Here is a 24,693-nt window from a genome sequence, read left to right as displayed (position 1 = left end):
GGTCAGGCCAGCCGCTCCCGCAGTTTTGCGCCAAGCCGGCACAGCACGGGGTTGCTCTCGGCCTCAAAGCCCTTCCAGCCGTTAGTCGCGTAGGCCAGCAGGGCTGCCACAGTTTCCAGCGCATCTTCCACGCTGTCGACCCAGCCGTTTACCGCGCCGTGCAGCATGAGCCCAGGGCCCTCGAGCGGCCCGCGTATGCCCAGCAGGGGCACCCCGGCACCGGCGGCCAGCCCCACCTCAACTCCGGCATCCTGTCCCGAAGCGCCGTAATAAATCACCATGTCCGCCGTCAGGCAGGCGTGGTGGCAAAAGGCGTACACTTCGCCGCCGTCGCGGTCGGTATCCATCCAGATACGCCGCTCGGCAGGGGTAAGCCCCGGCGGCGGCACGGCCTTGTCTGTCCAGTCCAGCATGCGGCAGCCCATGGCCCGCAATTCGCGCCCCAACAGGCGCACCCCATGTTTGTGTTTGAACGATCCGGCAACGTAAATGGTCAACTGGGCCATTGGATGGTGTTCCTTTGCAGATGCGGGCAGCCTAAAATTCTATGCCCGGCGCGGCCTTTACGCCCGTGCGCCAGGGATGTTTGATCTCCGTCATGGAGGTGACCAGATCCGCCGCCTCCACCAGCCAGTCGGGCGCATTGCGGCCAGAGAGCACCAGATGCCGCCTCCGGGAGCGCGCCGCCGCCATGAGCTGCTCCAGTTCCTGCCTTTCAACAATGCCAGAACCAAGCGCATACAGGCTTTCGTCCAGCACCAGCATATCCACCTGCTCAAGCTGCGCCTGCGCCCATTCAAGCACACGCAGGGCCGCCTGCCGGTGCGAGGGTCGATCCGCATCGTTGCGCAAAAAACCCAGCCCGCCAGCCAGAAAACGGTCACCCAGCAGTCGCGCCAGCATTGCCTGTTCGCCCGCCTGCCCGTCGCGCTTCATGAACTGCCCAAAAGCCACCGTCATATTCTGTCCAAGGGCGCGCACGGTCTGGCCCACGCAGGCACTTGTTTTACCTTTGCCGTCACCTGTGTACACAAGAATCATTATTTCCAGACTCCCGGAATCTGCACGCCGCACGAGGGGCATTTTCCCTCCACCGAGCGTAGTCGCGTGTCATACATGTCGCGTTCCACAACCACAGCCCCACAAGCGGGGCAAAACGTGTTGCTGCCAAGAGCGCTGCGGGCATTACCAATATACACATACTGCAAACCGGCCTGACGCCCGATGCTCCAGGTTTTCTCCAGTGTGGCCAGAGGCGTGTCCGGGTGGTCGATCATCAAGTGCGCGCCATGAAAACCCGAAACATGCCAAGGAGTATCGGGCCCGAGCTCGTCGCGAATAAACGCTGCCAGCTCCGCCAGCTCTTCCGCTCCGTCGTTGACACCGGGAATAATCAGAGTTGTAACCTCAAGCCACCAGCCCATTTTCTTGATGGTCTTCAGGCTTTCAAGCACAGGTTGCAGGCGCGCCCCGCAATACTTGCGGTAAAAATCATCGCGAAACGACTTCAGATCCACATTGGCCGCGCATATACATCGGCTCAGGGCCGCCAGACAATCCTTGGACATGTAGCCGTTGGTCACCAGAACGCTGCGAATGCCCTTTTTGAGGGCCATGCCCGCTGTTTCGTACAGCAGCTCAAAAAAAACCGTGGGTTCGTTGTAGGTAAAGGCCATGGACTGGGCGTGATTGCTCTGGGCAAGCAGCAGCAGATCCTCCGGGGCGGCCCGCTTGCCCGGAACCATGCCGTTTTCGGGCACATGCGCTATGTTGCTGTTCTGACAAAATTTGCAGGAAAAATTACATCCGGCACTGCCCACAGAAAAAATTCTGGTACCGGGCAAAAAATGGTACAGGGGCTTTTTTTCCACCGGATCCATGGCCGCGGCCGTCACAACCTGACTGACCAGCGAAACCAGCTTGCCGCGCATGTTTACACGCACCCCGCAAATGCCCTTGGCACCATTGCGTATGCGACAGCGGTGCGCGCACAGGCGGCACAATACGGAACCGTCAGGCTGGCTATCCCACAGAGCTGCAAGCATGCTTACCGCCTCTCCCTTCCATCGCGGCTTCTGTCTGCATCGCGCTGGTCATACGTTGAATTGCCCTGCGGGCCCTGCCGAGAGTCGTACCTGTCTCCGCCGCGGAAATCATGCTGCCCCGGGTACTGGCCCGGATACTGGCCCTGGTTCGGAGGCGGAGGCGGTGGCGTGCCATTGTAACGGCCATCATACCTGTCGTCATGTCGGCGGTCATCATGCCTGCGGTCAGAATGCCGATGCCGGTCAGGGTCGGCTGGTCTGACATACTGCGGGGGCGGCTGCCACATGACCGGGGGCTGCATGTAGGGTTGGCCGGGTCTGGGCATGGGGCCATAGGGGTTGCCGCCCCAGTTGTTGCCATCGGGGTAAATTTGGGGGGCCACAAAGATGGTACCGTAGTTCTGCTGCTCTGGCGGGCTGGGTGGAACAACAGAAGTAACAATATCGCCAGTTTGTGGGTCACGATACTGGGTAGCGAGGCCCCTGTCGTTGAAATTTTCGCCCTGTAGCTGGCTTGTGCCGTACACGGCATCGCCCCCCTGCCCGCCTGAATACGGTGCAGAAGGGTATGGAGCAGCGGGGTACTGGCCCGCCGGATACGGGTTCGCGGGATATGGGGCAGGCGGGTACGGCGCGTAACCGGGGTCATAGCCGGGTGCGGCTGGCGTATCGGGAGCCTGGGCCGCAGCAGGCATACCGGAAGCATCGGGCTGTGGGGCCGTCGCTGGCAGCCCGCCAATGGATGAATAGGGCATCATGCCCCCGGAAGGCCACGGCGCAGGCGCACCTGCCGTGCCGGGCTGCATGGGGGCCGAAGGTTGGCCGGACGGCGGATTTTGCCCGCCGGTGTAAGGGGCATTCTGGTTCTGGGCAGCAGCCAAACCGCCTGCCTGAGACGGTTGCCCCGCCGCCTGTGCGGCGGCGTTGCCCTGTTGGCCTGGCTGGGCTTGCGGGGCAGGCTGCACAGGCGCAACAGGCCCAAGCTTTGCCCCGGCAACAGGCGCGCGGTATTCTGCTGCGTTTTCTGCCGCATTGGGCGCAGCAGGAGAAACGAACGTCAGTACGGCGCAGAAAAAATACAGACTGGCATATCCACGCATGGCACGCTCCTTTCCCCTCCGGTCCCATTCTACCAGCGGTGACAAGGGCGGTCTATGAAAAAACTCGCGGGAAGAGCCTCAAAAAGTCGCTTGGGGTTTGGCCGAAGCTGTGTTATGTAGCGCAGATTCAAAGGAGGCATCGGATGTCCAGCGACCGCGCAAAAGCCTACACCCAGGCAGGCGTTGATATCGAGGCGGGAAACTCACTTGTTTCGCGCATCAAAGGCATGGTTCAGAGCACGCAGACCAGAGGCGTCATTTCCGACATTGGCGGCTTCGGCGGCCTGTTCCGGCCTGACCTCAACGGCATGACCGAGCCTGTGCTTGTTTCTTCCACCGACGGTGTGGGAACCAAGCTCAAGGTGGCTTTTGCCTGCAACAAACACGATACCGTGGGCATCGACCTTGTGGCCATGAGTGTCAACGACATTCTGGTTCAGGGCGCAAACCCCCTGTTTTTTCTAGACTATTTTGCCACCGGTAAGCTTGATGTAGAAACGGCCCAGACCGTCATTGGCGGCGTGGCCGAAGGCTGCCGTCAGGCTGGCTGCGCGCTGCTCGGCGGCGAAACCGCCGAAATGCCCGACATGTACGCGCCCGGTGAATACGACCTTGCCGGTTTCTGCGTGGGTATTGTGGACAATGCCAAGCTTATCGACGGCTCCGGCATTCAGGTGGGCGACAAGATCATCGGCATTGCCTCGTCCGGCCTGCATTCCAACGGCTACTCCCTGGCCCGCAAGGTGCTTGAACAGAGCGGCCTTGCCCTTACCGATCCCTTCCCTGGAGCGGACGGAGCAACCGTTGGCGATGTGTTGCTGACACCCACCACCATCTATGTGGAAGCGGTGCGTCCCCTGCTGCGCGACATGAACGTCAAGGGCATGGCCCACATCACGGGCGGCGGCTTTTACGACAATATTCCCCGTGTGCTGCCCGCACAGGTGGAAGCGCGCATTAATTTTGGCAGCTGGCAGATGGCCCCGGTCTTCAACTGGCTCAAGGAAGCGGGCAACCTCAGCTGGCCTGAAATTCTGCAAATCTTCAACGGCGGCATCGGCTTTGTGCTGGTTGTGCCCGCCGATCAGGCCGAGGAAGCCATCAGCCGCATCCAGGCCTTCAAACTGCGGGCCTGGTGCATAGGCGACATAGCCCGCCGCTCCAAGGATGACGCCCAGGAACAGGTCATCATCAACTTCTAGTCTGTAAGAAGGGCCGCCTGGAGATACCGGGCGGCCCTTGTCTATGACAAACCCCACCCTGCGGAACCTGCGTGGTGCCTCAATGAGCAGGCGCGCATAAATACCGGGCGGTTTGTTATACCTGCTGATCTGGCGCAAAATCTTGCACCAGCATGATCCACAATATTTTTGCCTGTGTGCGGCATTTGCCGCCAGTACGCTCAGGAGGCTTTCATGAACAGCACCATCAGCTGCCTTGGCAATGCCATATGGTTTTTGTGCGGTGGCATTCTTATGGGGCTTGTGTGGTGGCTTTACGGCCTGCTCTGCTTTGTTTCCATTGTGGGCATTCCGTGGGGCAGGGCCTGCTTTGTCATGGGCAGCTTTGCCTTTTTTCCCTTTGGCAAAATGCCGGTGGCGCGTGATGTGCTGACTGGCAGGCAGGATGTGGGCACGGGCATTTGGGGCACGGTGGGCAATATCATCTGGCTTGTGCTGGCTGGCGTGTGGATTGCCATGGGCCATCTGCTTTCGGCCATCATGTGCGCGGTGACCATCATCGGCATTCCCTTTGCGTGGCAGCACGTCAAACTGGCGGCTCTGGCGCTCTGCCCCATCGGCAAGACCATTGTACCCGCCCCGCTGGCCGATGCAGCAGAACGTGTAGCCGCAGAGCGCGGCTTTCGCGAGGGCCGCTTCTAGCAGAAAAAAATTCGGGCTGGCCCTGCGCAACTTCCAGACGCAGGGCCTTGTCTTTCGCTAGCCTTGCACGCTGCCGGCAAAGAGCTCTTCCATCTGCCGGGCATAAAACTGCTTCATAAATTCCAGATCAATCTTTGGCGACTTGTCGCCGCGCAGCAGGTTTACCACCAGAGCGGCGCCCATAAGCTGCGCAAGTATCAGCTCTGCACGGGTTGCCGCCTGTTCGTCCGACAGCACACCCATGATCTGCTCACGCACCTTGTCATACGTAGCCGTCATTACATCCGAAACATTGGGATCAAGCGCAGAAAGCGCCGTGATGCGAAAATCCGTCACCCACGCGCTGTGCGCGCCGTCGCACAGAATACTGTTCATGGCCAGCTTGGTTCTTTCTGCGGGGGGAGCATCGGGCAGGGCAGCATTGCCCTCTTCATTGAGTATGGATGCCACCTCAAGAAAAAGGTTCCGTTTCGAGCCAAAATAGCGACTGATCAAAGCCGGGTTTACTCCTGCTTCTGCACCGATTTCTCGAATACCAACACTGACATAGTTGGCTCCGGCAAAGAGCCTTCTTGCTGCTTGCAGTAAACGGTTACGCGTTGCTGCAGCATTGCGCTTTTGCTGTGGGGCTGAAACTTTCTTACGATCAGAAACCATTGCGTTCATCCTCTGTACTTGTTGCTGCTTGACATGGCTCCAAGATTAGAGCTAGGCTTTCGTGTAATCAACCGGTTACCTATTTTCTATGGAAAGTGCAACATTTTTGTTGCGCAGGAGGAACCATGCGTCAAAAGGTGCTGTCGTGTATTGCAGCAGTAACCATTCTTATAGGGTCTGTGTTTGCAGTGCAGGCAGAAGAAAACAAAAACACCGACAACCGCTGGGGCTTCGACCTCGGCATTGGCGGCACGGTTTCAACGTCTGAATACCGGGGAGTGGAACGGCTGGGAACAGCCCTGCCCCTGCTGGGTTATGAGGGAGACAGGCTGTATCTGCGAGGGCTGAGTGGCGGCGTGCATGTATTCAAAAACGAAAACCACGAATTCAACGTGCAGCTTTCGTATCTGCCGCAGAATTTCTTCGCCTCGTGGAGCGACAGCTCGGCCATGAAAAAGCTTGATGACCGGTATGCATCGGCCATGGTGGGTATCAACTACCGGCTGCACACCGATCTGGGCATGCTTGCGGCCACGCTTTCTACCGATGCTCTGGGTGTGAATAACGGTGTAATGGCAGTTGCGTCATATTCCTATCCAGTCCGCTTTGCCAACATGTCACTTATTCCCACGCTTGGAGTGCAGTGGACCGACGAGAATTACAACGACTATTACTACGGTGTGAGCAAGAGCGAGGCTCAGGCCAGCGGGCTGAGCCACTACTCGCCTCAGGCAACCCTTGCCCCTTACGGAGAGCTTACCCTGCGGGTGGGCCTTTCGGAAAGCTGGAGCGCCTTTGCCAGTGGCAAGGCTCTGTTTCTGGGTGAAGAGGTCAGTAACAGCCCCATGGTTGAGCACAGCAGCAAGTACTCGCTGAGCGGGGGCTTTTTGTACGCATTCTAGCGAATGTTCCCGGTGGAGTTGCACGCCGGGCTTACAAACAAGGCGCTTTCTAAACGTGTAGACTCTTGCGGGTCATTGCCGCGGCCTGCATGAGTCTACCGTTTGGAAGCGCAGCCGCCCTGGCACAGATGCCCGGGGCCGAAAGGCACAAGCCTGCCCGCGGCAAAGGCGTTGAGACAGTCGGCCACCGTGGGCAGACTGGCATTATAGTACACGGCAATGCCCGCCGCCTGCAAAGCCTGCAAGGGGCGCATGCCCATGCCGCCAGCCAGCAGGGTATTTACCCCCAGCCGCAAGAGGGCCTGCACCGGCCCGCCGCAGTCGCCACCCTGATGCATGGGGTTGGGCTGCACACCCATCTCTGTTATCTTTCCATTTTCCACCCGGGCCAGCGTATAGACCTGGCATCTGCCAAAATGCGCATTGGGCGCAGCCTCAGGGCCACCCGGCATCAGACTGGGAACAGCCACCAGCAGGTCGCCCGCTGCGGATTCTGCCCCCTTGGCAGTTGCCCCTGCATCGTGCCCCTCAGGGGCATCCACCGCGCACACGCCGCCCTCAATGCGCAGGGCCTGCCCCAGCACAAGGGCCTGCGCCACACTGCGACGAGCGCGACGCAAGAGCCTGCCAAAGGTATGCCGCGAAACACCCATGCGGGCGGCGGCCTCATCCATGTTCAGGTCTTCAAAGTCGGCCAGCCGCAAGGCCTCCAGGCCATCCAGCGACAGCACCACTTCTTCAAGCTCGTGCAGGGGAACCCCGTTGGGTTTGAAACAGCTGTTTTTGGGCAGCGCGCTTACGCGCCTGCAATGGCAAGGTCTTGGCATAATTTCCCAGCAATATGGTTTTATTTGAGAATAAGCCAATGAACTGGCATGCGCAAGGGGCGCAGTCACGGCTGATGCGGCATTGGGGATATTGCGCGACACCTCGCGGTGTGCGGCATGGCAACAAAAACAGATCGGGCATGGCCGAACCTGAAACAGGAGGGGTAAACCTGTTTCAGATCCGGCCATGTTTTCGCGGGCCGCCCGGCAATCGCGCCTGTACGGGACGCGTATCAGTGGCCCAAGGTGCGCGGCCCAGCGTGAATACGGGCCTGCGCCAATGTAAAACCTGTGCGCTGCCGGGCCTGTGGCCCAGCGCTCAGGCCATCACGTCGTTCAGCAGTTGCAACAGGCGGCGTGCGTCATCCGCCCCGGGTGCGGGCGGCAGCGAGGTCAGAATGCCAAGCCCCTCCATGGCGTCATGAAAGGCATCAGCCGCCATGTCAGTAACAACCGCTGTATGCACCAGCGCGTTTACACGCATGATGCCTATAACATCCTGCCGTGCCTGCCCGTGCGTGGGCGCGTCAACCACCACCAGCTGCGGGGCCTGTCGCTGCACGCAATCCTTGCAGGCTGCGGCATCTGCAACCGTGGTTACGGTGCAGCCCTGCCGCTCGAGCTCCCGCACAAAGGGGGCAAAAACGGCCGGTCTGCCCGTCTGCAACAAGATGGAGCGCTTCATGGCGACCTAGTGACCGCCGCCGCAGGTCTGGTCGGGCGTAAATTCTGTCAGCTTGCCCTGGCAAAAAGCCTGTACGGCCATGCCCACTGTGGGCTGGTTGCCAGCGTAGTACACGCTGATGCCCATCTGGTTGAAACCCATCAGGGGGCGCATGCCCATACCGCCAGCCAACAGCGCGTTTACACCGTGGGCGGCAAGGTACTGTACCGGAGCAAGACAGCCGCCCTGCTGATGAGGAATGGAGGCGAGGGTGGATTGACCAGCCACCTGCCCGTTTTCCAGCTCAACAATGGTGTAAATATCGCAATGACCAAAATGCATGCCCATGCCGGAATCCAGGCCGCCGGGCATTTGCGAAGGAATTGCCAGAATAGTCTTGCTCATGATGCTTTCCTTTTACAGACTGTTTTTTGCGCCCCGCCGCCCCGGCTGAGCAGCAAGGGCGCACGCGCGCTCCCAGGCTGCGGCCAGTATTTCGGCAAGGGCTGAATTTTCTTCCGTAAGGGCCTGACGCCGCACCATGGTCTGCGTTACCAGTGAGCTGAAAGGCAGCTCGCCCAGCAGGTGGTGCCCCCCCTCTTCAATCATGGCGTGGATACGGGCTGTTTCCTGCGCGTTCAAGTCGGCCTTGTTGATGAGTACCGTTACGGGAATACGAAAATGCGCGCACAGCTCGGCCACCCGGCCAAAGTCGTGCCGCCCCGAAGGGGTGGGTTCCACCACCGCCACGGCCAGCGCCGCGCCGGAAAGAGAGCTGATAACAGGGCAACCTACGCCGGGCGAACCATCGCAGAGCACAAGGTCTGCCCCCAGGCTGGCAGCCTTTTCGCGGGCCTGACGCTTGATCTGCGACACGAGCCGACCGGAATTTTCCTGTCCCGGTTCAAGCTGGGCATGCACGAAGGGGCCAAGGCGTGTATCGCTCATGTACCACTCACCGCAGCGCCGCTCAGGAAATTCCACGGCCCCCGCCGGGCATAGCTTGTGGCACACACCGCAGCCCTCGCAGCCCAATTCGTCAATGCTGTATACGCCGTCGGCAAGGTGCACCGCGTCAAAGCGGCACAACTCGGCACAACGTCCGCATGCGGTGCAGAGATCAGGATTGATGCGGGCCGTGTTGCCCGATATGAAGGCCTCGCGCTGCTGTATCTGCGGGTTCAGCAGAATGTGCATGTCAGGCACGTCCACATCCAGATCGCAGAGCACGGCCTTTTGCCCACGTGCATGCGCCAGCGCGGCAAATGCGGCGCAAACCGTTGTCTTTCCTGTGCCGCCCTTGCCGCTAACAACTACAATCTCATGCATGGCGCGCACCCTCCGCAAAATTCCGCAGCTTTGCCGCAAGCTCGGCAAAACTCTGCCGCCACTGCTGCCCAGTGGCGCCCTGGTCCTCTGTGGGAGGTACGCCGTGCGCATAGGCCTCGGCGGCCTCGCGCTCAAAGGGCAGTTCTGCCAAAACAGGCAGTTTGGCCCCGGCGCACCAGGCGCGCATCTCTTCCTCGCACGCAGCATTGCCCTGCATGCCCACGCGGTTGATAACCAAGGCAACAGGTCGCCCCAGCTGTGCAAAAGCCGCATGGGCCAGCTTGAAATCGTACAGACCAAAGGGTGTGGGTTCCGCCACCAGCAGCACGGCATCGGCGTTGCGGGCAGCGGTCATGGCCGGGCAGCTCACGCCGGGTGGCGCATCCATAAGTACATCCGCGGGGTGGGCCATGAGCTCTGCCGCCAGCCTGCGCTCTTGCGCGCGCAGCAACGGCGGGGTCATGGCCTCACCCACACGGGTGCGCCCCATAAGAAATGGCACGCTTCGTTCGCCAGCCCGGGCCGTGCCCAGCAGCAACGCGCCCAGCTCGCGCTGTGCCACGCGCAGCGCCTGTTCCGGACACACCGCAAAACAGCCGCCGCAGCCGTGACACATATCCTGAAAATACATGGGCTTTGCGCCCAGCATGGCAATAGCGCCATAGGAACACATGGGGCGGCAAGCGCCACAGCCAGTGCATCTTTCTGCCAGCAGTTCCGGCACTTCAAGGCAGACCGTTTCAGGCTCTGCAAGGCTTGGGTGCAGCAAAAGATGCAGGTTGGGCGCTTCCACATCGGCGTCGGCCAGCATGAGGTCGCCTGTCCACTGTGAGGCAAGGCAGGCGGTTACCGTGGTTTTTCCCGCGCCGCCCTTGCCACTGGCAATAACAATGCGCATATGAACCTACTTGTTGGGAGCAGTGGCGGGGCTCACCGAGCCATCCGCAAGGCAGCGCACGGCATCTGCCACGCTGCGGTTGTCCATGTCCTGATACACGTCCAGCCCTGCAGCCTTAAGCGCCATAAAAGCCTTGGGCCCCACATAGCCGCTCATGACAGCCTGCACACCCAGCCCGGCCAGACGCTCGGCAGTCTGGATGCCAGCCCCCTGAGCAGCAGCCTGTGACGCGCCGTTATCCACATAGTCGGCCCGCATGGTTTCCATATCCACAATGACAAATCCGCCAGCCCTGCCGAATCGCGGATCAACCTGCGATTCCAGCCCCGGGCCTTCGCTTGAGACGGCAACTTTCATCTGCTCGCTCCCTTGTTTTTGCTCAAATGAGCATAATCCCACGCGACAAATTGTCAAGCAGATAAAAATAAAATCCGCCGCACCAGCCAGTTGCTGCATGCGGCGGAAACTCCGCCAATGGCGGTTGGGGGGGAAGAATGAATTACTTGTTCACGTAATGGTCAAGAGATTTGACGCGGTAGCTGTTGACCGGCATGAGATCGGTGGTCACGTAACCGGGCGCGGCGTTGATGAGGTCAGGAATGCGGTTGACTATGGTGGCGCAGGTCAGCTCTACCGTGGCGGGCCGTGAAATGACGACCTGAGTGTCTGGTTCGCCCATGAGCGTCCAGTCGTTACGGTCAACCTCGCCGGGGGCGTAGACCTTACCCACGCACTCGCTCTCGATGACTATGCCCTCTTCCGTCTCAGTGGTGACCACGGCAGACATGCCCGTGGCATGCCCGGCCGGTATGGTCATGCCCAGGGTTTCAGAACGCAGCTCGGCCCCGTGGGTTTGCGGCACACACTTCTGCACCTGACTTTTTACCGTGAGACCCAGCCGTTCGGCCAGCCAGCCGTTGACGTTCCACATATACGAGGGCAAAAACTCGCCCTTTTCGATGAGCTGCTGCCGCTCTGCGGGCGAGATAGCGTCTGCCGAGGCAATTTCCCTTTCAAATGCCGACAGATCGAGGCCTGCGCCGTGGGCTTTGGCCAGTGCGATGCCGTAGTCTTCCACATTGTAGCTCGAGTTGCCCTTGATGCGCGTAATGCTGTGCATGGCACCAGCCAGAGTGGCAATAAGATTGCCCCAGAAAACATCCTGATACCCCGAACCGCAGATGGTGCAGCCGGTCTGCTTTGCCATGGCGTCCACCTGCCGGGTGAGCGCGGGTGATGAGTTCATGGGAAAGATGGCTTCTTCATTGGTGGTAATGGCGTTGACGCCGTTTCTGGCGCAGACCATGAGGGCCTCGGCGATATCGCGCATCAGGCTCATGGTGGTGATGATGCAGGCATCGGGCTTGATGGCAGCAAGCACCCTGTCGGCCTCGCTCGCGTGCTGCACTACCACGCCCCGGTCTGGGCCGCCAATGATAGAGCCGATATCGTGGCCCACTACCGCCGGGTTCACATCAAAGGCTGCCACGATTTCCGCGCCTTTCTCATATACATAGCGCATCGAATACTTTGACATTTTTCCACAACCATACTGGGCAATCCGCAATTTGCTCATGAGTTTCCTCCTGGTTTTGGATATGCTTTATGCTGAAAAATGCTTTCAACTTCAGCATACGCAACGCTTGTGAAAAAACAAGCATGTTACGCTTATAAAATTTTAGCGCGTTTCATTTCTTTGCCAGAACCAGCACGAATGCCTGATACAAAGCGCAAAAAACCCCCGGATCAGAAAATCCGGGGGTCTGAATCAGCCATCTACCAGTTGTAAGGCGGCATGGACGTGGGTTTGTTAACACTATGAGAAATCTTGTTCCCTGCCAAGGAAGGAAGCCTTTTTATGAAGGCAGTGTACTCTTTGGTACTCGACCGGAATCAAAGGGCTTCCTGACGCAGGCAGGGGAAAAAAGAGCCATGGTGTTAACAGACCCTCTAGCCCCTGTCTTCCAGCGCGGCCACCGAAGGCAGAACCTTGCCTTCAAGCAGCTCAAGCGACGCACCGCCGCCAGTGGAGATATAGCCCATTTTTTCAGACAGGCCGTACTTTTCCACAGCAGCCACAGAATCACCTCCGCCCACCACCACAAAGGCCTTGGAATCGGCAAGATAGTGCGCCAGTGCCTTGGTTCCCTCGCCGAAGGGGTCGGTTTCAAAAGCGCCCACGGGACCGTTCCACACCACGGTGGCAACCTTGGAGAGCAGCTTTTTGTACTGCATGACGGTGTCTCGGCCGATGTCCAGAATCATCTGGTCGGCGGGCACGTCGCCTACGGCGCGGGTGGTCGCCGCCTGACCGGGGGCCAGTTCTTCAGCGGTCACGACATCCATGGGCAGGGGCAGTTCCCTGTTGAGATTCTTGGCCTGCTCCATGATGCGCTTGGCGTCGGGCACGAGGTCTTCCTCGTACAGCGACTTGCCCACCATGTACCCGGCAGCAGCCAGAAACGTATTGGCAATGCCGCCGCCCACGATGAGCACATCCACCTTGTCAAGCAGATTTTCGAGCAGGGCCAGCTTGGTGGAAACCTTGGAACCGCCGATGATGGCTGCCAGCGGACGGGCGGGATTATTCAGCACCTTGGCGAAGGCATCCAGCTCGGCCCGCAGCAGAGGCCCGGCGCAGGCCACCTTGGCCACGCGCACCGCGCCCTCGGTGGAGGCATGCGCGCGGTGGGCAGCGCCAAAGGCGTCCATCACATATACATCGCCCAGAGCGGCCAGCTGAGCGGCCAGGGCGGGATCATTCTTTTTTTCACCCTTGAGAAAACGCACGTTTTCAAGAAGGGTTACGGCACCGGGGGCCGCCTTGGCCTCGTCGAGCGTGGGGGCAAGAGCCACGGGCAGTTCCAGCAGTTCTGAAAGACGGGCCGCCACGGGCTTGAGCGAAAACTGTTCTTCATACTGGCCCTCGGTGGGCCGCCCCAGATGCGAAATCAGCACCACGCCCGCGCCCTTTTCCAGAGCGGTGCGGATGGTGGGCAAGGACGCACGGATGCGCTTGTCGTTGGTGACCTGTCCGTCCTTCATGGGAACGTTGAGGTCTTCACGAATCACAACGGTCTTACCCGCCAGCTCCAGATCCTGCATTTTCTTGATAGGCATATGTGTTCTCCCTGTCAGAGGATTGGCCCGGTTTGGCAGAGGGGCTACTTCGTACCCTGCTGCAAAAGCTCTTCCGCCAGTTCCAGCACATGCGCCACGGTAAAGCCCAGGCGCTCAAAAAGTACCTTGGCAGGCGCGGAGGCGCCAAAGCGCTCCATGCCGACCACTGCGCCGTCAAGGCCCACATACTTGCGCCAGTAGTCCGCCGCTGCGGCTTCAATGGCAATGCGGGCGCGCACGCCACGGGGCAGCACGCTTTCCTTGTAGGCCGCGTCCTGCGCGTCAAAAATCTCGGTGCAGGGCATGGAAACCACGCGGGCCTTGCGGCCATTGGCGTTCAGCTGCTCTGCCGTCTCAAGGGCCAGACCCACTTCGGAACCGGTGGCCATAAGGATGATCTCGGGCGTACCCTTGCAGTCGCGCAGTACATAGCCGCCGCGCTCAATGGCCTCTACCTGTGCATCGGTACGCTGGCAGAAAGGCAGATTCTGGCGCGAAAGTGAAAGACCGGTAGGCGTGTGGGCGTTCTCGAGGGCGCAGCGCCAGGCCACGGCGGTTTCCACCGTGTCGCAGGGACGCCACACGTTGAAATTGGGCATCAGGCGCAGCATGCCGAGCTGCTCCACTGGCTGGTGGGTTGGGCCGTCCTCGCCCACGCCGATGGAGTCGTGCGTCAGCACCCACACAGAGCGGATACCCATGATGGCGGCAAGACGCAGGGCGTTTTTGGCCTGATCGGCAAAAGACATGAACGTACCGGCGTAAGGAATAAAACCGCCGTGCAGGGCAAAGCCGTTCATGATGGCGCTCATGCCGAATTCGCGCACGCCGTAGGAAACATAGTTGCCCTCGTGGGTCTGCACGTCCATGTGCTCGGAAGAGCTGGTGAGCGTGCCTACAGAGCCGGTGAGGTCAGCAGAGCCGCCCACCAGTTCGGGCAGATAGGGCACAAGGCATTCCAGCGCTTTTTTGGAGGCCACGCGGGTTGCCGTGGTTTCGGCCTTGCTCACGGCGTCGGCCACCATGTTCTGGGCAATGGTCGCCCAGCCGCCGGGCAGTTCGCCGCGCATGCGGCGGGTAAATTCGGCAGCCAGCTCGGGGTTGGCAGTGGCGTATTCCGCAAAGGTGTGTTCCCAGGCGGCCTCGTCGGCCTTGCCCTTTTCGCGCGCGTCCCACGCCTTGTACAGATCCTGGGGAACGCTGAAGGGTTCCTCTGTCCAGCCAAGGGCAGCGCGGGTGGCGGCAATACCCTCGTCGCCAAGAGGCGAGCCATGGCAGGAGGACGAATCGGCCTTGGGCGAACCAAAACCAATGTGGGTACGGCAGATGATAAGGCTGGGACGGCTGTGGTCGGACTTGGCCTCGGCAATGGCTGCGTCCAGGGCCGAAGCGTCGTGCCCGTTGATGGGGCCGATGACCTGCCAGTGATAGGCGCGGAAGCGCGCGGCCACGTCTTCGTTGAACCAGCCGTCGATCTTGCCGTCGATGGAAATACCGTTGGAATCATAGAGGGTGATGAGCTTGCCGAGGCCCCAGGTGCCCGCCAGAGAGCAGGCTTCGTGCGAGACTCCTTCCATCAGGCAGCCGTCGCCGGTGAACACATAGGTGTGGTGGTCCACAATCTTGTGTTCAGGCGTATTGTAACGGGCGGCCAGCATGCTTTCGGCCAGCGCCATGCCCACGGCGGAAGAAATGCCCTGCCCCAGAGGGCCGGTGGTCATTTCAATGCCCAGATCGGGTTCGTATTCCGGGTGGCCTGCGGTTTTGGCTCCCCACTGGCGGAAGTTGCGCAGCTCTTCCATGGGCAGATCGTAGCCTGTGAGGTGCAGCAGGGCGTACAGCAGCATGGAAGCATGGCCGTTGGAAAGCACAAACCTGTCGCGGTCAAACCAGCGGGGGTTGGCGGGGTTGTGCTTGAAACCGTGACGCCACAGGGCTTCGGCCATGTCGGCCATTCCCAGAGGTGCGCCGGGGTGACCGGAGCGGGCTTTTTCAATGGCGTCCATGGCAAGGGCGCGGATGGCATTGGCGCACTGTCTGCGGGTGGGCATGACTCTTTCCTCTACTTTTGCGTGATATTGTTGGCGGCGCGTCGTTTCAGGGCTTCTTCCGCAGAGCGGGGTGTTCTGCCCGCCAAGGGAGCCATGAAGGCGGCAAGCCGCTTGTCGTATGGTTTGTGGCCAAAAAAGGCCGAACCGGACACAAGAACTTCTGCTCCGGCATCCACAAGCTGGGCCGTGTTTTCGGGGCACACGCCGCCGTCGATCTGGATAAGCGCGTCGGCTCCGCCGTTGGCGTCGAGCATCTGGCGGGCGGCGCGGATTTTGTCAAACGTGGCGGGAATAAAAGCCTGCCCCGAAAAACCAGGGTTCACGCTCATGAGCAGCAGCATGTCCATATCTGCCGCCAGCCACCGTGCCGCGCTGATATCCGTGCCGGGGTTGAGGGCAAGGCCCGCCTTGCAACCCATGGCCCGTATGGCCGTGAGGGTGCGCTGGGGGTGCCTGTCGGCCTCGGCGTGGATAACCAGCATGTCTGCCCCGGCCTTGTGAAAATCAGCAATGTACCGGGCCGGATCATTCACCATGAGGTGCACGTCAAAAAAAAGCCCGCTGACAGACCGCAAGGCCTTAATCAACGGGGGACCAAAGGTAATGTTGGGCACAAAGGCCCCATCCATTACGTCCAGATGCAACCAGGTGACGCCAGCTGCTTCAAGAGCGGCAAGCTCTTCGGCCAGTCGGGCGAAATCGGCAGACAGCAATGAGGGCGATAAAATCATGATTATATCGGGGGGTCGTTTTGCGGGGGAGGACCACCAACAGAAAGGGTCGCCTCCCCCGCGTCCCTTCCCTGAAATTTTCGGCAGGCGTACTGCCGCATCAGTTATTTACGCAAGCCGGGTCTGGCTTGCAGCTGCCAAGGCTGCCTACTTTTCGCTGAGCAGGCGGCGCAGCGAGATCAGCTCGCGCTGAAGCATGCGCATAAAATTCGGGTCGGGCACGGCCGCCACCCTTTCGGGCAGGCTGTCATCCACCACCGCACTGCCCGCAAGCACGCGACGCGCGCCTTCAATGGTCATGCCCTGCTCGTGCAGCAACTGCTGGATACGGCGCAACAGGGCCACGTTTTCTTCTGTGTACAGGCGCTGGCCCTTACCGGTGCGCAACGGCGCCAGCTGGGGAAACTCCGTTTCCCAGAAGCGCAGCACATGGGTCTTGAGGTCGAGCAGTTCCGCAACCTCGCCTATGCGATAGGTATTGTCGGGCGTGTGGTCCGACATGCTATACCCCTCCTGAAACTCTCTGACCATGTGCTGGAAATGCGCAGGCCCGAAAAAGCCGGGCCGGCGCGCACGTTGCTAGATCTTTACGCCCAGAGCGCTCACCAGTGACTGTGCCACCTTCTCCCGCTCTTTGTCCACTTCCGTATCCTTCAGGGTACGCTCCGCATGGCGGAAGGTAAGCCGGAAGGTAAGGTTGCGCACGGGCTCTTCGTCCTGCTCCACCTTGGGTTCAAAGCAGTCGACCAGGGCCACGTCTTCCAGCAGGGCAACCTTGAGGCCCTGCACATGGGCAATAATGTCGGCCACCTTGAGACCGGTACCAGTGGTAACCGTAATATCGCGTCGTACGGGCGGGTATACGGGCAGGGGCGCAAAGCGCACCGTGGCCGCATCGTGAAGCTCGCGCAGGATTTCGAGGTTCATCTCGGCCACCCACACGTCCTTGCGCGCATGATATTCGTCGGCCATGGCGGGTTTGACCCGGCCCATGAAGCCCACGGCGCGGCCCTGCACAAAGATGTTGACGCAGGGCAGCAAAAAGGCGTGCTGCTGCGCAAGCTCGTAGGTGGGAGCTTCAAGGTGCAGGTAGTGCAGCAGGTTTTCCACCACGCCCTTGAGGTCGGCGTAGTCCATATCGCCTTCTGCCTGGGGCCAGGCAGTGTCGTAACGCGCGCCGTACAGCAGCACGCCCAGCATGCCCGTTTCACGGGCAGTGGTTTCAGAAGCGGCATCGGCCTCAAAAATATTGGCCAGTTCAAACAGTCGCAGCCCCTGAGCACCCTGGGCAAGGTTGTTGCGCAGATCGTACAGCAGGCCAGGGGCCAGCGCGGTGCGCAGGGCATCCTGTTCTGCCGACAGGGGGTTCATGATGGAGATGCGGCCCTCGCGGGGCAGGCTCAGGTGGTCCATGTCCTTGTGGCCCACAAAGCTGTAGTTCACAGCTTCGTTGAGGCCAAGACCGGCACCCCAGTGCTTCAGGCGCGACCAGAAACCATAGCGGGATTCCGGCTCGCCAGCGCGGTCAAGATTGCGGGCAACGGCGGGCAGCACGGGAGCGATGGTATCGAGCCCGTGCACGCGGCCCACTTCTTCAATAAGATCGGCCTCGCGGGTGAGATCGGGCCGCCACGAAGGCTGGCTCACGCGCCACACGGGGCTGTTTTCGCCCTTGTCCACGTTGCAGCCCATGCCGGTCAGCACCCTTTCGTCAAACTCGTTGGTGAGGTGCACACCCAGCAGAGAATCGGCACGAGCGGGGCGGAATTCGATGCTCGCGCCCTTGAAGGGGCAGGGTTCACTGATGGAAAGGCCACGCTGCACGCGTCCGCCACTCACGGCGGCCATCATGGCGCAGGCGCGGTCAAGCGCCCACACGGTGCGCTGCTGGTCAATGCCACGTTCGAAGCGGTACGAAGCTTCGGACGAAAGGCCCAGACGGCGCGAAGTTTTGCGGATGGTGGCGGGCTTGAACACGGCGCTTTCCAGAAACACGTTGGTGCTTGCATCGGAAATCTCGCTGTTCAGGCCGCCCATAACACCGGCCAGTGCCACGGCGCGGGCTCCGTCGCGTATGTACAGGTCGGCACCGGTAAGCGTGCGTTCCTGTCCGTCCAGGGTGGTGAACTTGTCGCCTTCCTGCGCGCGGCGCACCACAATGCGGCCACCCTCGAGCTTGTCCATGTCGAAGGAGTGCAGGGGCTGACCGCATTCAAAAAGAATGTAGTTGGTCACGTCCACGATATTGGAAATGGGGCGCACACCCACGGCATGCAGGCGGTGACGCAGGCGCATGGGCGAAGGCCCGATCTTGACGCCCGTAATCACTCGGCCAGAATACAGCCAGCAGTGTTCGGGGTCTTCAATATCAATGGGAACCAGCACCTCAGACCCTGCTGCGTCAAGTTCGAGCGGCAGATCAGGGATGGAAAGTGGCAGGCTGCACGCAAGGGCGGTTTCACGGGCGAGGCCCAGCACCGAGAGGCAGTCCGCACGGTTGGGCGTAATGGAAATATCGAGCACTTCCCTGTCCAGCTCAAGCTGTTCCACCAGGGGCTTGCCCACCACAAAGCTTTCGGGCAGCACCATGATGCCGGTGTGGTCTTCGGTCAGGCCCAGCTCGCGTTCAGAGCAAATCATGCCAAAGGAAGGCGCGCCGCGCAGCTTGGCCTTTTTGATCACCAGGCCGTCGGGCATTTTTGTGCCAACCAGAGCCACAGGAACCTTTTGCCCGGCTGCCACGTTGGGCGCACCGCAAACGATATCCAGCAGCTCGCCCTGCCCGGCGTCCACCTTGCACACATGCAGGTGGTCAGATTCCGGGTGGTTGTCGCACGAAACCACATGCCCCACCACAATGGAGCCGATGGCATCGTAGGGTCGCCTGATGTCTTCCAGCTCCAGGCCGAGCATGGTCAGGCGGTCGCCCAGCGCCTCGGCCGTTCCTTCATACGGAGTAAATTCACGCAGCCATGAAAGTGAGAGCAGCATAGTTCGTCCTGTTTCCGCGCCTTGGCGTGGTTATTTGAAACTCCAGGCAGGAGTTTGATTTTGCGGGTTGGGCAGAGGGCGCTCGTAGTGGCCGCCCTGGCCCGCGCCCGGTCCATAGGCTCCCGGCAGAGGGCGCTTGCGTTCGGGCTTTTCTTCCGGCTGGCGGTCGTCAATGGTGTTGCCGTAGGCATCGGTATACCCCATGCCACCCTCGGCGGTGCGCCCGGCGCTCTTGCTTGGCAGGGCCTCAATGCGTTTTGGCTCACCGGGCGGATCCATACCCGAATTGCGCGCGCTGTAGGCAGAGGCCGCCAGAGCCGAAGGCGCAGCCAGCCACTGCGGGCTGCAAGGTGCAAGCGAAACCGCGGACAGCAACGCAAGTAATACAAAAGCGAGCGGCAACACCGCACGCTGGCGGCGCAACCGGGCAGGCATGACACTGCGTGCTATGCAACTGACAACACTGGGCATACTGACCTACCGGGCAAACTGGCCCAAAAAGCGCACGTCGTTTTCAAAAAACATGCGCAGATCGCCAATGCCGTACTTGAGCATGGTCACGCGTTCCACGCCCATGCCAAAGGCAAAACCGCTGACGTCGGCGGGGTAACCCACGGCCTCGAACACTGCCGGGTCAACCATGCCGCAGCCCAGAATTTCAACCCAGCCGGTGGTTTTGCACACGCGGCACGGGGCATCGCCAATGTGGCCCTTGCCGCCGCACATGCAGCACGAAATGTCCACTTCTGCCGAAGGCTCGGTAAAGGGGAAGAAGCTGGGGCGAAAACGCACCTGGGTTTCAGCGCCAAACACCGCGCGCACAAATGCCGTAAGCGTGCCGCGCAGATGGGCCATGCTGATACCCTCGCCCACCATGAGACCTTCAATCTGATGGAACATGGGGGTGTGGGTAATGTCGCTGTCGCGGCGGTAGACCTTGCCGGGGGCGATAACAGCCAGGGGAGGCTTGCGCGCCAGCATGGTGCGGGCCTGCACGGGCGAAGTATGCGTGCGCATGAGCACCTTTTCGGTGACGTACAGGGTATCCTGCATGTCGCGGGCGGGGTGTTCGGGCGGCATGTTGAGCGCCTCAAAATTGTAGTAGTCGATTTCCACTTCCGGGCCGGAGGCAACGTCAAAGCCCAGCCCCTGAAAGATCTGGCAGATTTCTTCGGTCACCAGTGTGGTGGGGTGCAGGCTGCCGCGCCAGGGGGCGCGACCGGGCACGGAGGGATCGAAACGGCGCAGCGCTTCGGCCTCGCGACCAGCCTCAAGGGCGGCCTTGCGGGCTTCAAACAGGGCGTTGCAGCGTTCTTTGACGCTGTTGGCAGTCTGGCCCACGGCGGGACGGTCTGCCGGGGCAAGCGAAGGCAACTGGGCCATGATCTGGGCTATGCGGCCCTTGCGACCCAGAACATCCACGCGCAAAGCCTCAAGGGCATCCAACGAAGAAGCCTGGCCCAGACCTTTTTCAAGTTCAGGAACCAGGCTTTCCAGTGCAGAAATCAGATCCATAGCGGATATCCCAATGCCGCGTGGTGCGGCTTTTGTTAAGGGAGGCGCGGTTGCTGAAAGGGAGAGCTGCGGGGTGGCCTGCTATCAGACCCGCCCTTGCGGCAGCATGCCAATTCTGCGCCCACGCTTCCTCACGGCATGAATTCGCCCTGCCTGCCGGGTTTACCGGCAACACAAAAAAATCAAGGCGCGGACGGCGCTTGTGCACCGCCCGCGCCTTATACCATGCAAGGCCCCGCTCCCGCAAGCCGCACTGTTCCGCCAGGAATCATGCGTCGCTGCCAGGAGGCTGCCCTCCGGCGCGGGGAGCGCCACTCTTACTTCAGAGCGGCCTTGGCCAGATCGACGATCTTGGCGAAGTCGTCCTTGTGATACACGGCAAGGTCAGCCAGAACCTTACGGTTCAGCTCAATGCCAGCCTGCTTGAGGCCGTGCATGAAGCGGCTGTAGGACAGACCGCTCAAACGCGCGCCGGCGTTGATGCGGAGAATCCACAGAGTGCGGAAATCGCGTTTCCTCTGCTTGCGGCCCACATAAGAATACTGCATCGAGCGTTCCACAGCCTCGCGCGCGGTGCGATACAGACGGCTGCGGCCGCCGCGGAAACCCTTGGCTGCGGTCAAATATTTTTTGTGACGACGATGACTTGCAAGACCTCTCTTTACACGCATATGCGCTGCCTCCTTCTCCCAACCAGGCGGAGGAATGCCCGTTGGGGAGCGTAAAAAACTCCAGACTCTCAAATGAGAGACGCGGATTGAACGTCAGTCGCGGCTCCGCATGCGCCGCCGATGCCGTAGCATCGCGCTGATTTACCTAAGTCCCTACAGAATTTGCCTTGCGATTTCACAGCGCTTGCCGTGATTTGCGCAATATCTTGCTCTGCTGTTTCTGCTGTCTGCAATGCAAACGGCTGACGCAGCTAATTCGTTCGTTGACTCGGAAGCCAAGGGAAGCGCCGAGCGGAGCATAGTTAGACCTATGTGACCGAGGCGCGCCCCGCAGGCTGACAAAGCCAACGGGCGAATGGGCAAGTCAGCTAGCCGTTGGGCAGCATCCGGCGCACAGCCTTCTCGTTGGTCTGATCCACGGTGGTGGACTGACCCAAGCGCATCTTGCGGCTGGCGGCCTTCTTGGTCAGAATGTGGCGCAAGTTCTGGCGGCGACGCTTGAACTTACCGCTGCCGGTCTGCGAAAAACGCTTGGCGGCGGAACGCCGGGTTTTGATCTTGGGCATGGCGTACTCCTTAAAAACGTATACACTTGGCCGCCGTTTTACGGGCGCACCAAGGGAAGGGCATAATGCCCCAAAGCGCCGTACCGCGCAAGGGAAAATTCGTCCCCTTGCACAGATGTCACACGGCTACTTTTTTGGAACCAGCATCATCTGCAGAGTGCGGCCTTCGGCGCGGGCTTCCTGATCAACCTTGGCGATATCGGCAAGGTCCTGCACAACCCGTTCAAGAATGGCCATACCGCGATCTTTGTGGACAATTTCGCGGCCCCTGAAAAACACAGTAATCTTGCAGCGGTCGCCGTCTTCAAGAAAACGGCGGATGTGGCGGACCTTGGTTTCGTAATCGTGGTCGTCCGTCTTGGGGCGAACCTTGATTTCCTTAATCTGCACCACGGCCTGCCGCTTTTTGGCTTCCTGCTTCTTTTTCTGCTGCTCGTACTTGAACTTACCGTAGTCCATTATGCGACAAACGGGCGGTTCAGAAGTGGAAGCCACCTCCACAAGATCCATGCCGGCTTCTTTGGCCAGGGCAATAGCATCATTGCGTTGCAGAATTCCAAGCTGTTCGCCATCGGCGGCGATCACGCGCACTTCGCGGGCGCGGATCATCTCGTTGCGACGCACACCGTCTTGCGGCATGTCGCGACGGAATCTCATATTAGGCGAAGCTATAGCGCATCCCTCCTTGTTTGAAAGGCTCCTCGGCGTCCGCCCGGATAAGCGCGGCGATTTCCGCTACGGACTTGAGCCCCAGATTATCCCCATTGCGCAGGCGCACATTGGCGCCGCCCGCCTGCACTTCTTTTTCACCCACCACCAGAATAAACGGAACCTTGGCAAGCTGCGCTTCGCGCACCTTGAAGCCCAGCTTCTCGTTGCGCGTGTCGGCCGTGGCGCGGATACCCAGCGCCTTCAGCTCGTCGCACATCTTCAGGGTAGCCTCATCACCGGCATCTGTCACCGTGAGCAGGCGAGCCTGCTCGGGCGCAAGCCACGTGGGCAGCGCACCGGCGAAGTTCTCAACAAGTATGCCGATGAACCGCTCGAGCGAGCCCATGATGGCACGGTGCACCATGACCGGCCTGTGCCGTTCGCCGTCCTGCCCCACGTAGGTGAGGTCAAAACGCTCCGGCAGGGTGAAATCAACCTGAATAGTCGAGCATTGCCATTCACGGCCGATGCAGTCAAGCAGGCGCACGTCAATTTTGGGGCCGTAGAACGCGCCATCGCCCGCATTTATCTCGTAGGGCAACCCGGCTTTTTCAACAGCCTTGGTAAGGGCGTTGGTAGCCAGTTCCCAGGCTTCGTCGGTACCAATGCTGCTTTCGGGGCGGGTAGATACGGCCACCTTGTACTGGAAGCCAAACAAATTCATGAGGTCGCGGATAAGGTGAATGACCTCAAGAATTTCGCCTTCAAGCTGCTCTGGCGCGCACAAAATATGCGCATCGTCCTGGGTAAACTGACGCACGCGCAAAAGCCCGTGCAGCACACCACTTTTTTCGTGGCGGTGCACGACGCCCAGTTCAAAATAGCGCTGGGGCAGATCGCGGTAGCTGTGCAGCTCGTTGCCGTAAATAAGCATATGCGAGATGCAGTTCATGGGCTTGACGCCGTAAGCGTCTTCCTCGATCTGCGTAAAATACATATTTTCGCGGTAGTGGTCGTAGTGGCCGGATTTCTGCCACGTTTCCACGCGCAGCAACTGCGGGCCCTGCACGATTTCGTAACCGCGCTTCAGGTGCTCGCGCCGCCAGAAGTCTTCAAGTATGGTGCGAACCATCATGCCGCGGGGCAGCCAGAAAACCATGCCGGGCGCAACATCTTCCTTGAAAGTAAAGAGGTTGAGCTCGCGGCCCAGCTTGCGGTGGTCGCGGCGCTTGGCTTCTTCAAGCTGTTTCAGGTAGGCGTCCAGCGCCTTTTGGTCGGCAAAGGCCGTGCCATAAATACGCGAAAGCATGCGATTTTTTTCATCGCCACGCCAGTAGGCACCGGCAACGCTCATGAGCTTGGCCGCCTTGGCAAAGCCCGTGTGCGGCACGTGGGGGCCACGGCACAGGTCGGTGAAATCGCCGCAGGTGTAGAGCGACACCGTATCGGCGTCGATGCTTTCAATCAGCTCTACCTTGTACGATTCGCCCATGGCGCGAAAAACCTCAACGGCTTCGGCCTTGGGCAGCACCTTGCAGGTAAAGGGCTCGCGCGCATCGGCAATGCGCTGCATTTCCGCTTCGATAGCGGGAAAATCTTCGCTGGAAAAAGGCTTTTCCACGTCAAAGTCGTAGTAAAAGCCAGTATCAATGGAGGGGCCAATAGTGACCTTGGCCGTGGGGAAGAGACGCTTGACCGCCGCAGCCATCACATGGGCGGTAGAGTGACGGATCATCTGCAGACCTTCGGCCGAGTCGGCATACACGGGCGCAAGCTCGGCGCAGCCAGCAGGCAGGGGTGCGGAAAGATCCAGCAGCGCGCCGTTGTCGGCACGAGCGGCCACGACCGCCTTGAACTTTTTACCGCTCAAGGCTTTCTGCAGGGCAGAGGCTACAGAATCACCGGCCTCCACCATCTGCCCTTCCACGCGGACTTCCATGAGAAACTCCTTACAAAAACATCCGGAGGCACATAAAACAAAGTGGGGAGGTAAACCTCCCCACTGCGCCGAATCCGGTCTTCGGGTCGCTTGCTGCGACCTGTGCTATGGGCGGGGCCAAGGCCTTCCGCCGTTAAGGGGAACTATCCCCGA

General features: G+C 60.3%; 26 protein-coding genes. 3 read left to right on the top strand and 23 right to left on the bottom strand.

Annotation, left to right across the window (positions count from 1 at the left end):
* Window positions 1-2: 2 nt before the first annotated feature.
* Genes F8N36_RS16065 through F8N36_RS16050 form a run of 4 tightly spaced genes read right to left on the bottom strand, consistent with a single transcriptional unit; the run spans window position 3 to window position 3,145 of the window.
* Window positions 3-506 carry a translation initiation factor 2 gene (locus F8N36_RS16065; protein WP_291334082.1) on the bottom strand — a complete coding sequence of 168 codons (504 nt, stop codon included), beginning with the start codon at window positions 504-506 and terminating at the stop codon, window positions 3-5.
* 31 nt (window positions 507-537) lie between these two features.
* The gene (locus tag F8N36_RS16060) at window positions 538-1,041 is read right to left on the bottom strand and encodes a cob(I)yrinic acid a,c-diamide adenosyltransferase (RefSeq protein WP_291334099.1); all 504 of its coding nucleotides are present in this window, start codon (window positions 1,039-1,041) and stop codon (window positions 538-540) included.
* Window positions 1,041-2,045, bottom strand: coding sequence for an AmmeMemoRadiSam system radical SAM enzyme (gene amrS, locus F8N36_RS16055; RefSeq protein ID WP_291334080.1), 1,005 nt, complete (start codon window positions 2,043-2,045; stop codon window positions 1,041-1,043). The genes F8N36_RS16060 and amrS overlap by 1 nt, the downstream gene beginning before the upstream one ends.
* A gap of 2 nt (window positions 2,046-2,047) precedes the next feature.
* Window positions 2,048-3,145 (bottom strand): hypothetical protein, encoded by a 1,098-nt coding sequence (locus F8N36_RS16050; RefSeq protein ID WP_291334078.1) that lies wholly within the window; start codon window positions 3,143-3,145, stop codon window positions 2,048-2,050.
* Between the two features lie 143 nt (window positions 3,146-3,288).
* Between F8N36_RS16050 and purM the strand changes: the two genes are divergently transcribed.
* Entirely contained in the window at window positions 3,289-4,347 is a 1,059-nt protein-coding gene (gene purM, locus F8N36_RS16045) for a phosphoribosylformylglycinamidine cyclo-ligase (protein WP_291334076.1), read from the top strand.
* 213 nt (window positions 4,348-4,560) lie between these two features.
* Complete coding sequence (locus F8N36_RS16040) at window positions 4,561-5,028, top strand: YccF domain-containing protein (protein ID WP_291334075.1); 468 nt, start codon at window positions 4,561-4,563, stop codon at window positions 5,026-5,028.
* Between the two features lie 57 nt (window positions 5,029-5,085).
* On the opposite strand, the gene F8N36_RS16035 is transcribed toward F8N36_RS16040, so the two are convergent.
* Entirely contained in the window at window positions 5,086-5,685 is a 600-nt protein-coding gene (locus tag F8N36_RS16035; protein WP_291334073.1) for a TetR/AcrR family transcriptional regulator, read from the bottom strand.
* Between the two features lie 125 nt (window positions 5,686-5,810).
* Between F8N36_RS16035 and F8N36_RS16030 the strand changes: the two genes are divergently transcribed.
* Entirely contained in the window at window positions 5,811-6,587 is a 777-nt protein-coding gene (locus tag F8N36_RS16030; protein ID WP_291334071.1) for a MipA/OmpV family protein, read from the top strand.
* Between the two features lie 95 nt (window positions 6,588-6,682).
* Here the strand turns inward: F8N36_RS16030 and F8N36_RS16025 are convergent, their stop codons facing one another.
* The 18 genes from F8N36_RS16025 to thrS form a co-directional block, all read right to left on the bottom strand.
* Window positions 6,683-7,414: a DUF134 domain-containing protein gene (locus tag F8N36_RS16025; protein ID WP_291334069.1), complete on the bottom strand. Its 732-nt coding sequence runs from the start codon at window positions 7,412-7,414 to the stop codon at window positions 6,683-6,685.
* Between the two features lie 319 nt (window positions 7,415-7,733).
* Entirely contained in the window at window positions 7,734-8,099 is a 366-nt protein-coding gene (locus tag F8N36_RS16020) for a response regulator receiver protein (RefSeq protein ID WP_291334067.1), read from the bottom strand.
* A 6-nt stretch (window positions 8,100-8,105) separates the two neighbouring features.
* A complete protein-coding gene (locus F8N36_RS16015) occupies window positions 8,106-8,483 on the bottom strand; it encodes a NifB/NifX family molybdenum-iron cluster-binding protein (protein WP_291334066.1) in 378 nt (125 codons plus the stop codon).
* A 12-nt stretch (window positions 8,484-8,495) separates the two neighbouring features.
* Complete coding sequence (locus F8N36_RS16010) at window positions 8,496-9,407, bottom strand: ATP-binding protein (protein WP_291334065.1); 912 nt, start codon at window positions 9,405-9,407, stop codon at window positions 8,496-8,498.
* Window positions 9,400-10,305, bottom strand: a complete 906-nt coding sequence (locus tag F8N36_RS16005; RefSeq protein ID WP_291334063.1) for an ATP-binding protein — start codon at window positions 10,303-10,305, stop codon at window positions 9,400-9,402. The genes F8N36_RS16010 and F8N36_RS16005 overlap by 8 nt, the downstream gene beginning before the upstream one ends.
* Window positions 10,306-10,311: 6 nt before the next feature.
* Entirely contained in the window at window positions 10,312-10,662 is a 351-nt protein-coding gene (locus F8N36_RS16000; protein ID WP_291334062.1) for a NifB/NifX family molybdenum-iron cluster-binding protein, read from the bottom strand.
* Window positions 10,663-10,804: 142 nt separating this feature from the next.
* On the bottom strand, window positions 10,805-11,881 hold the full coding sequence (locus F8N36_RS15995; RefSeq protein ID WP_291334061.1) for a dihydrodipicolinate reductase: 1,077 nt from the start codon (window positions 11,879-11,881) through the stop codon (window positions 10,805-10,807).
* Between the two features lie 374 nt (window positions 11,882-12,255).
* On the bottom strand, window positions 12,256-13,425 hold the full coding sequence (locus F8N36_RS15990; RefSeq protein WP_291334060.1) for a phosphoglycerate kinase: 1,170 nt from the start codon (window positions 13,423-13,425) through the stop codon (window positions 12,256-12,258).
* 44 nt (window positions 13,426-13,469) lie between these two features.
* On the bottom strand, window positions 13,470-15,476 hold the full coding sequence (gene tkt, locus F8N36_RS15985) for a transketolase (protein WP_291334058.1): 2,007 nt from the start codon (window positions 15,474-15,476) through the stop codon (window positions 13,470-13,472).
* Window positions 15,477-15,487: 11 nt separating this feature from the next.
* Complete coding sequence (gene rpe, locus F8N36_RS15980) at window positions 15,488-16,207, bottom strand: ribulose-phosphate 3-epimerase (protein WP_291334057.1); 720 nt, start codon at window positions 16,205-16,207, stop codon at window positions 15,488-15,490.
* Between the two features lie 147 nt (window positions 16,208-16,354).
* Window positions 16,355-16,708, bottom strand: coding sequence for a MerR family transcriptional regulator (locus F8N36_RS15975; RefSeq protein ID WP_291334055.1), 354 nt, complete (start codon window positions 16,706-16,708; stop codon window positions 16,355-16,357).
* A 78-nt stretch (window positions 16,709-16,786) separates the two neighbouring features.
* On the bottom strand, window positions 16,787-19,198 hold the full coding sequence (pheT, locus tag F8N36_RS15970) for a phenylalanine--tRNA ligase subunit beta (RefSeq protein WP_291334053.1): 2,412 nt from the start codon (window positions 19,196-19,198) through the stop codon (window positions 16,787-16,789).
* 30 nt (window positions 19,199-19,228) lie between these two features.
* Complete coding sequence (locus tag F8N36_RS15965; RefSeq protein WP_291334050.1) at window positions 19,229-19,633, bottom strand: translation initiation factor IF-2; 405 nt, start codon at window positions 19,631-19,633, stop codon at window positions 19,229-19,231.
* A 42-nt stretch (window positions 19,634-19,675) separates the two neighbouring features.
* Entirely contained in the window at window positions 19,676-20,713 is a 1,038-nt protein-coding gene (locus F8N36_RS15960) for a phenylalanine--tRNA ligase subunit alpha (RefSeq protein WP_291334048.1), read from the bottom strand.
* 317 nt (window positions 20,714-21,030) lie between these two features.
* Window positions 21,031-21,384, bottom strand: a complete 354-nt coding sequence (gene rplT / locus F8N36_RS15955; RefSeq protein ID WP_291334046.1) for a 50S ribosomal protein L20 — start codon at window positions 21,382-21,384, stop codon at window positions 21,031-21,033.
* A 368-nt stretch (window positions 21,385-21,752) separates the two neighbouring features.
* A complete protein-coding gene (gene rpmI, locus F8N36_RS15950; protein WP_179980804.1) occupies window positions 21,753-21,950 on the bottom strand; it encodes a 50S ribosomal protein L35 in 198 nt (65 codons plus the stop codon).
* A 126-nt stretch (window positions 21,951-22,076) separates the two neighbouring features.
* A complete protein-coding gene (infC, locus tag F8N36_RS15945) occupies window positions 22,077-22,607 on the bottom strand; it encodes a translation initiation factor IF-3 (RefSeq protein ID WP_291334044.1) in 531 nt (176 codons plus the stop codon).
* Between the two features lies 1 nt (window position 22,608).
* Entirely contained in the window at window positions 22,609-24,540 is a 1,932-nt protein-coding gene (gene thrS, locus F8N36_RS15940; RefSeq protein WP_291334043.1) for a threonine--tRNA ligase, read from the bottom strand.
* Window positions 24,541-24,693 lie beyond the last annotated feature (153 nt).

Source organism: Desulfovibrio sp. (genome assembly GCF_009712225.1).
Classification (GTDB): Bacteria; Desulfobacterota; Desulfovibrionia; order Desulfovibrionales; family Desulfovibrionaceae; genus Desulfovibrio.
This window is presented reverse-complemented; position numbering and strand designations above follow the sequence as displayed.

What these genes read in the sequence shown, in the direction of transcription:
- F8N36_RS16065 (WP_291334082.1), bottom strand. Translation starts at nt 506, where the DNA reads ATGGCCCAGTTGACCATTTACGTTGCCGGATCGTTCAAACACAAACAT.
- F8N36_RS16060 (WP_291334099.1), bottom strand. Translation starts at nt 1,041, where the DNA reads ATGATTCTTGTGTACACAGGTGACGGCAAAGGTAAAACAAGTGCCTGC.
- amrS (WP_291334080.1), bottom strand. Translation starts at nt 2,045, where the DNA reads ATGCTTGCAGCTCTGTGGGATAGCCAGCCTGACGGTTCCGTATTGTGC.
- F8N36_RS16050 (WP_291334078.1), bottom strand. Translation starts at nt 3,145, where the DNA reads ATGCGTGGATATGCCAGTCTGTATTTTTTCTGCGCCGTACTGACGTTC.
- purM (WP_291334076.1), top strand. Translation starts at nt 3,289, where the DNA reads ATGTCCAGCGACCGCGCAAAAGCCTACACCCAGGCAGGCGTTGATATC.
- F8N36_RS16040 (WP_291334075.1), top strand. Translation starts at nt 4,561, where the DNA reads ATGAACAGCACCATCAGCTGCCTTGGCAATGCCATATGGTTTTTGTGC.
- F8N36_RS16035 (WP_291334073.1), bottom strand. Translation starts at nt 5,685, where the DNA reads ATGGTTTCTGATCGTAAGAAAGTTTCAGCCCCACAGCAAAAGCGCAAT.
- F8N36_RS16030 (WP_291334071.1), top strand. Translation starts at nt 5,811, where the DNA reads ATGCGTCAAAAGGTGCTGTCGTGTATTGCAGCAGTAACCATTCTTATA.
- F8N36_RS16025 (WP_291334069.1), bottom strand. Translation starts at nt 7,414, where the DNA reads ATGCCAAGACCTTGCCATTGCAGGCGCGTAAGCGCGCTGCCCAAAAAC.
- F8N36_RS16020 (WP_291334067.1), bottom strand. Translation starts at nt 8,099, where the DNA reads ATGAAGCGCTCCATCTTGTTGCAGACGGGCAGACCGGCCGTTTTTGCC.
- F8N36_RS16015 (WP_291334066.1), bottom strand. Translation starts at nt 8,483, where the DNA reads ATGAGCAAGACTATTCTGGCAATTCCTTCGCAAATGCCCGGCGGCCTG.
- F8N36_RS16010 (WP_291334065.1), bottom strand. Translation starts at nt 9,407, where the DNA reads ATGCATGAGATTGTAGTTGTTAGCGGCAAGGGCGGCACAGGAAAGACA.
- F8N36_RS16005 (WP_291334063.1), bottom strand. Translation starts at nt 10,305, where the DNA reads ATGCGCATTGTTATTGCCAGTGGCAAGGGCGGCGCGGGAAAAACCACG.
- F8N36_RS16000 (WP_291334062.1), bottom strand. Translation starts at nt 10,662, where the DNA reads ATGAAAGTTGCCGTCTCAAGCGAAGGCCCGGGGCTGGAATCGCAGGTT.
- F8N36_RS15995 (WP_291334061.1), bottom strand. Translation starts at nt 11,881, where the DNA reads ATGAGCAAATTGCGGATTGCCCAGTATGGTTGTGGAAAAATGTCAAAG.
- F8N36_RS15990 (WP_291334060.1), bottom strand. Translation starts at nt 13,425, where the DNA reads ATGCCTATCAAGAAAATGCAGGATCTGGAGCTGGCGGGTAAGACCGTT.
- tkt (WP_291334058.1), bottom strand. Translation starts at nt 15,476, where the DNA reads ATGCCCACCCGCAGACAGTGCGCCAATGCCATCCGCGCCCTTGCCATG.
- rpe (WP_291334057.1), bottom strand. Translation starts at nt 16,207, where the DNA reads ATGATTTTATCGCCCTCATTGCTGTCTGCCGATTTCGCCCGACTGGCC.
- F8N36_RS15975 (WP_291334055.1), bottom strand. Translation starts at nt 16,708, where the DNA reads ATGTCGGACCACACGCCCGACAATACCTATCGCATAGGCGAGGTTGCG.
- pheT (WP_291334053.1), bottom strand. Translation starts at nt 19,198, where the DNA reads ATGCTGCTCTCACTTTCATGGCTGCGTGAATTTACTCCGTATGAAGGA.
- F8N36_RS15965 (WP_291334050.1), bottom strand. Translation starts at nt 19,633, where the DNA reads ATGCCTGCCCGGTTGCGCCGCCAGCGTGCGGTGTTGCCGCTCGCTTTT.
- F8N36_RS15960 (WP_291334048.1), bottom strand. Translation starts at nt 20,713, where the DNA reads ATGGATCTGATTTCTGCACTGGAAAGCCTGGTTCCTGAACTTGAAAAA.
- rplT (WP_291334046.1), bottom strand. Translation starts at nt 21,384, where the DNA reads ATGCGTGTAAAGAGAGGTCTTGCAAGTCATCGTCGTCACAAAAAATAT.
- rpmI (WP_179980804.1), bottom strand. Translation starts at nt 21,950, where the DNA reads ATGCCCAAGATCAAAACCCGGCGTTCCGCCGCCAAGCGTTTTTCGCAG.
- infC (WP_291334044.1), bottom strand. Translation starts at nt 22,607, where the DNA reads ATGAGATTCCGTCGCGACATGCCGCAAGACGGTGTGCGTCGCAACGAG.
- thrS (WP_291334043.1), bottom strand. Translation starts at nt 24,540, where the DNA reads ATGGAAGTCCGCGTGGAAGGGCAGATGGTGGAGGCCGGTGATTCTGTA.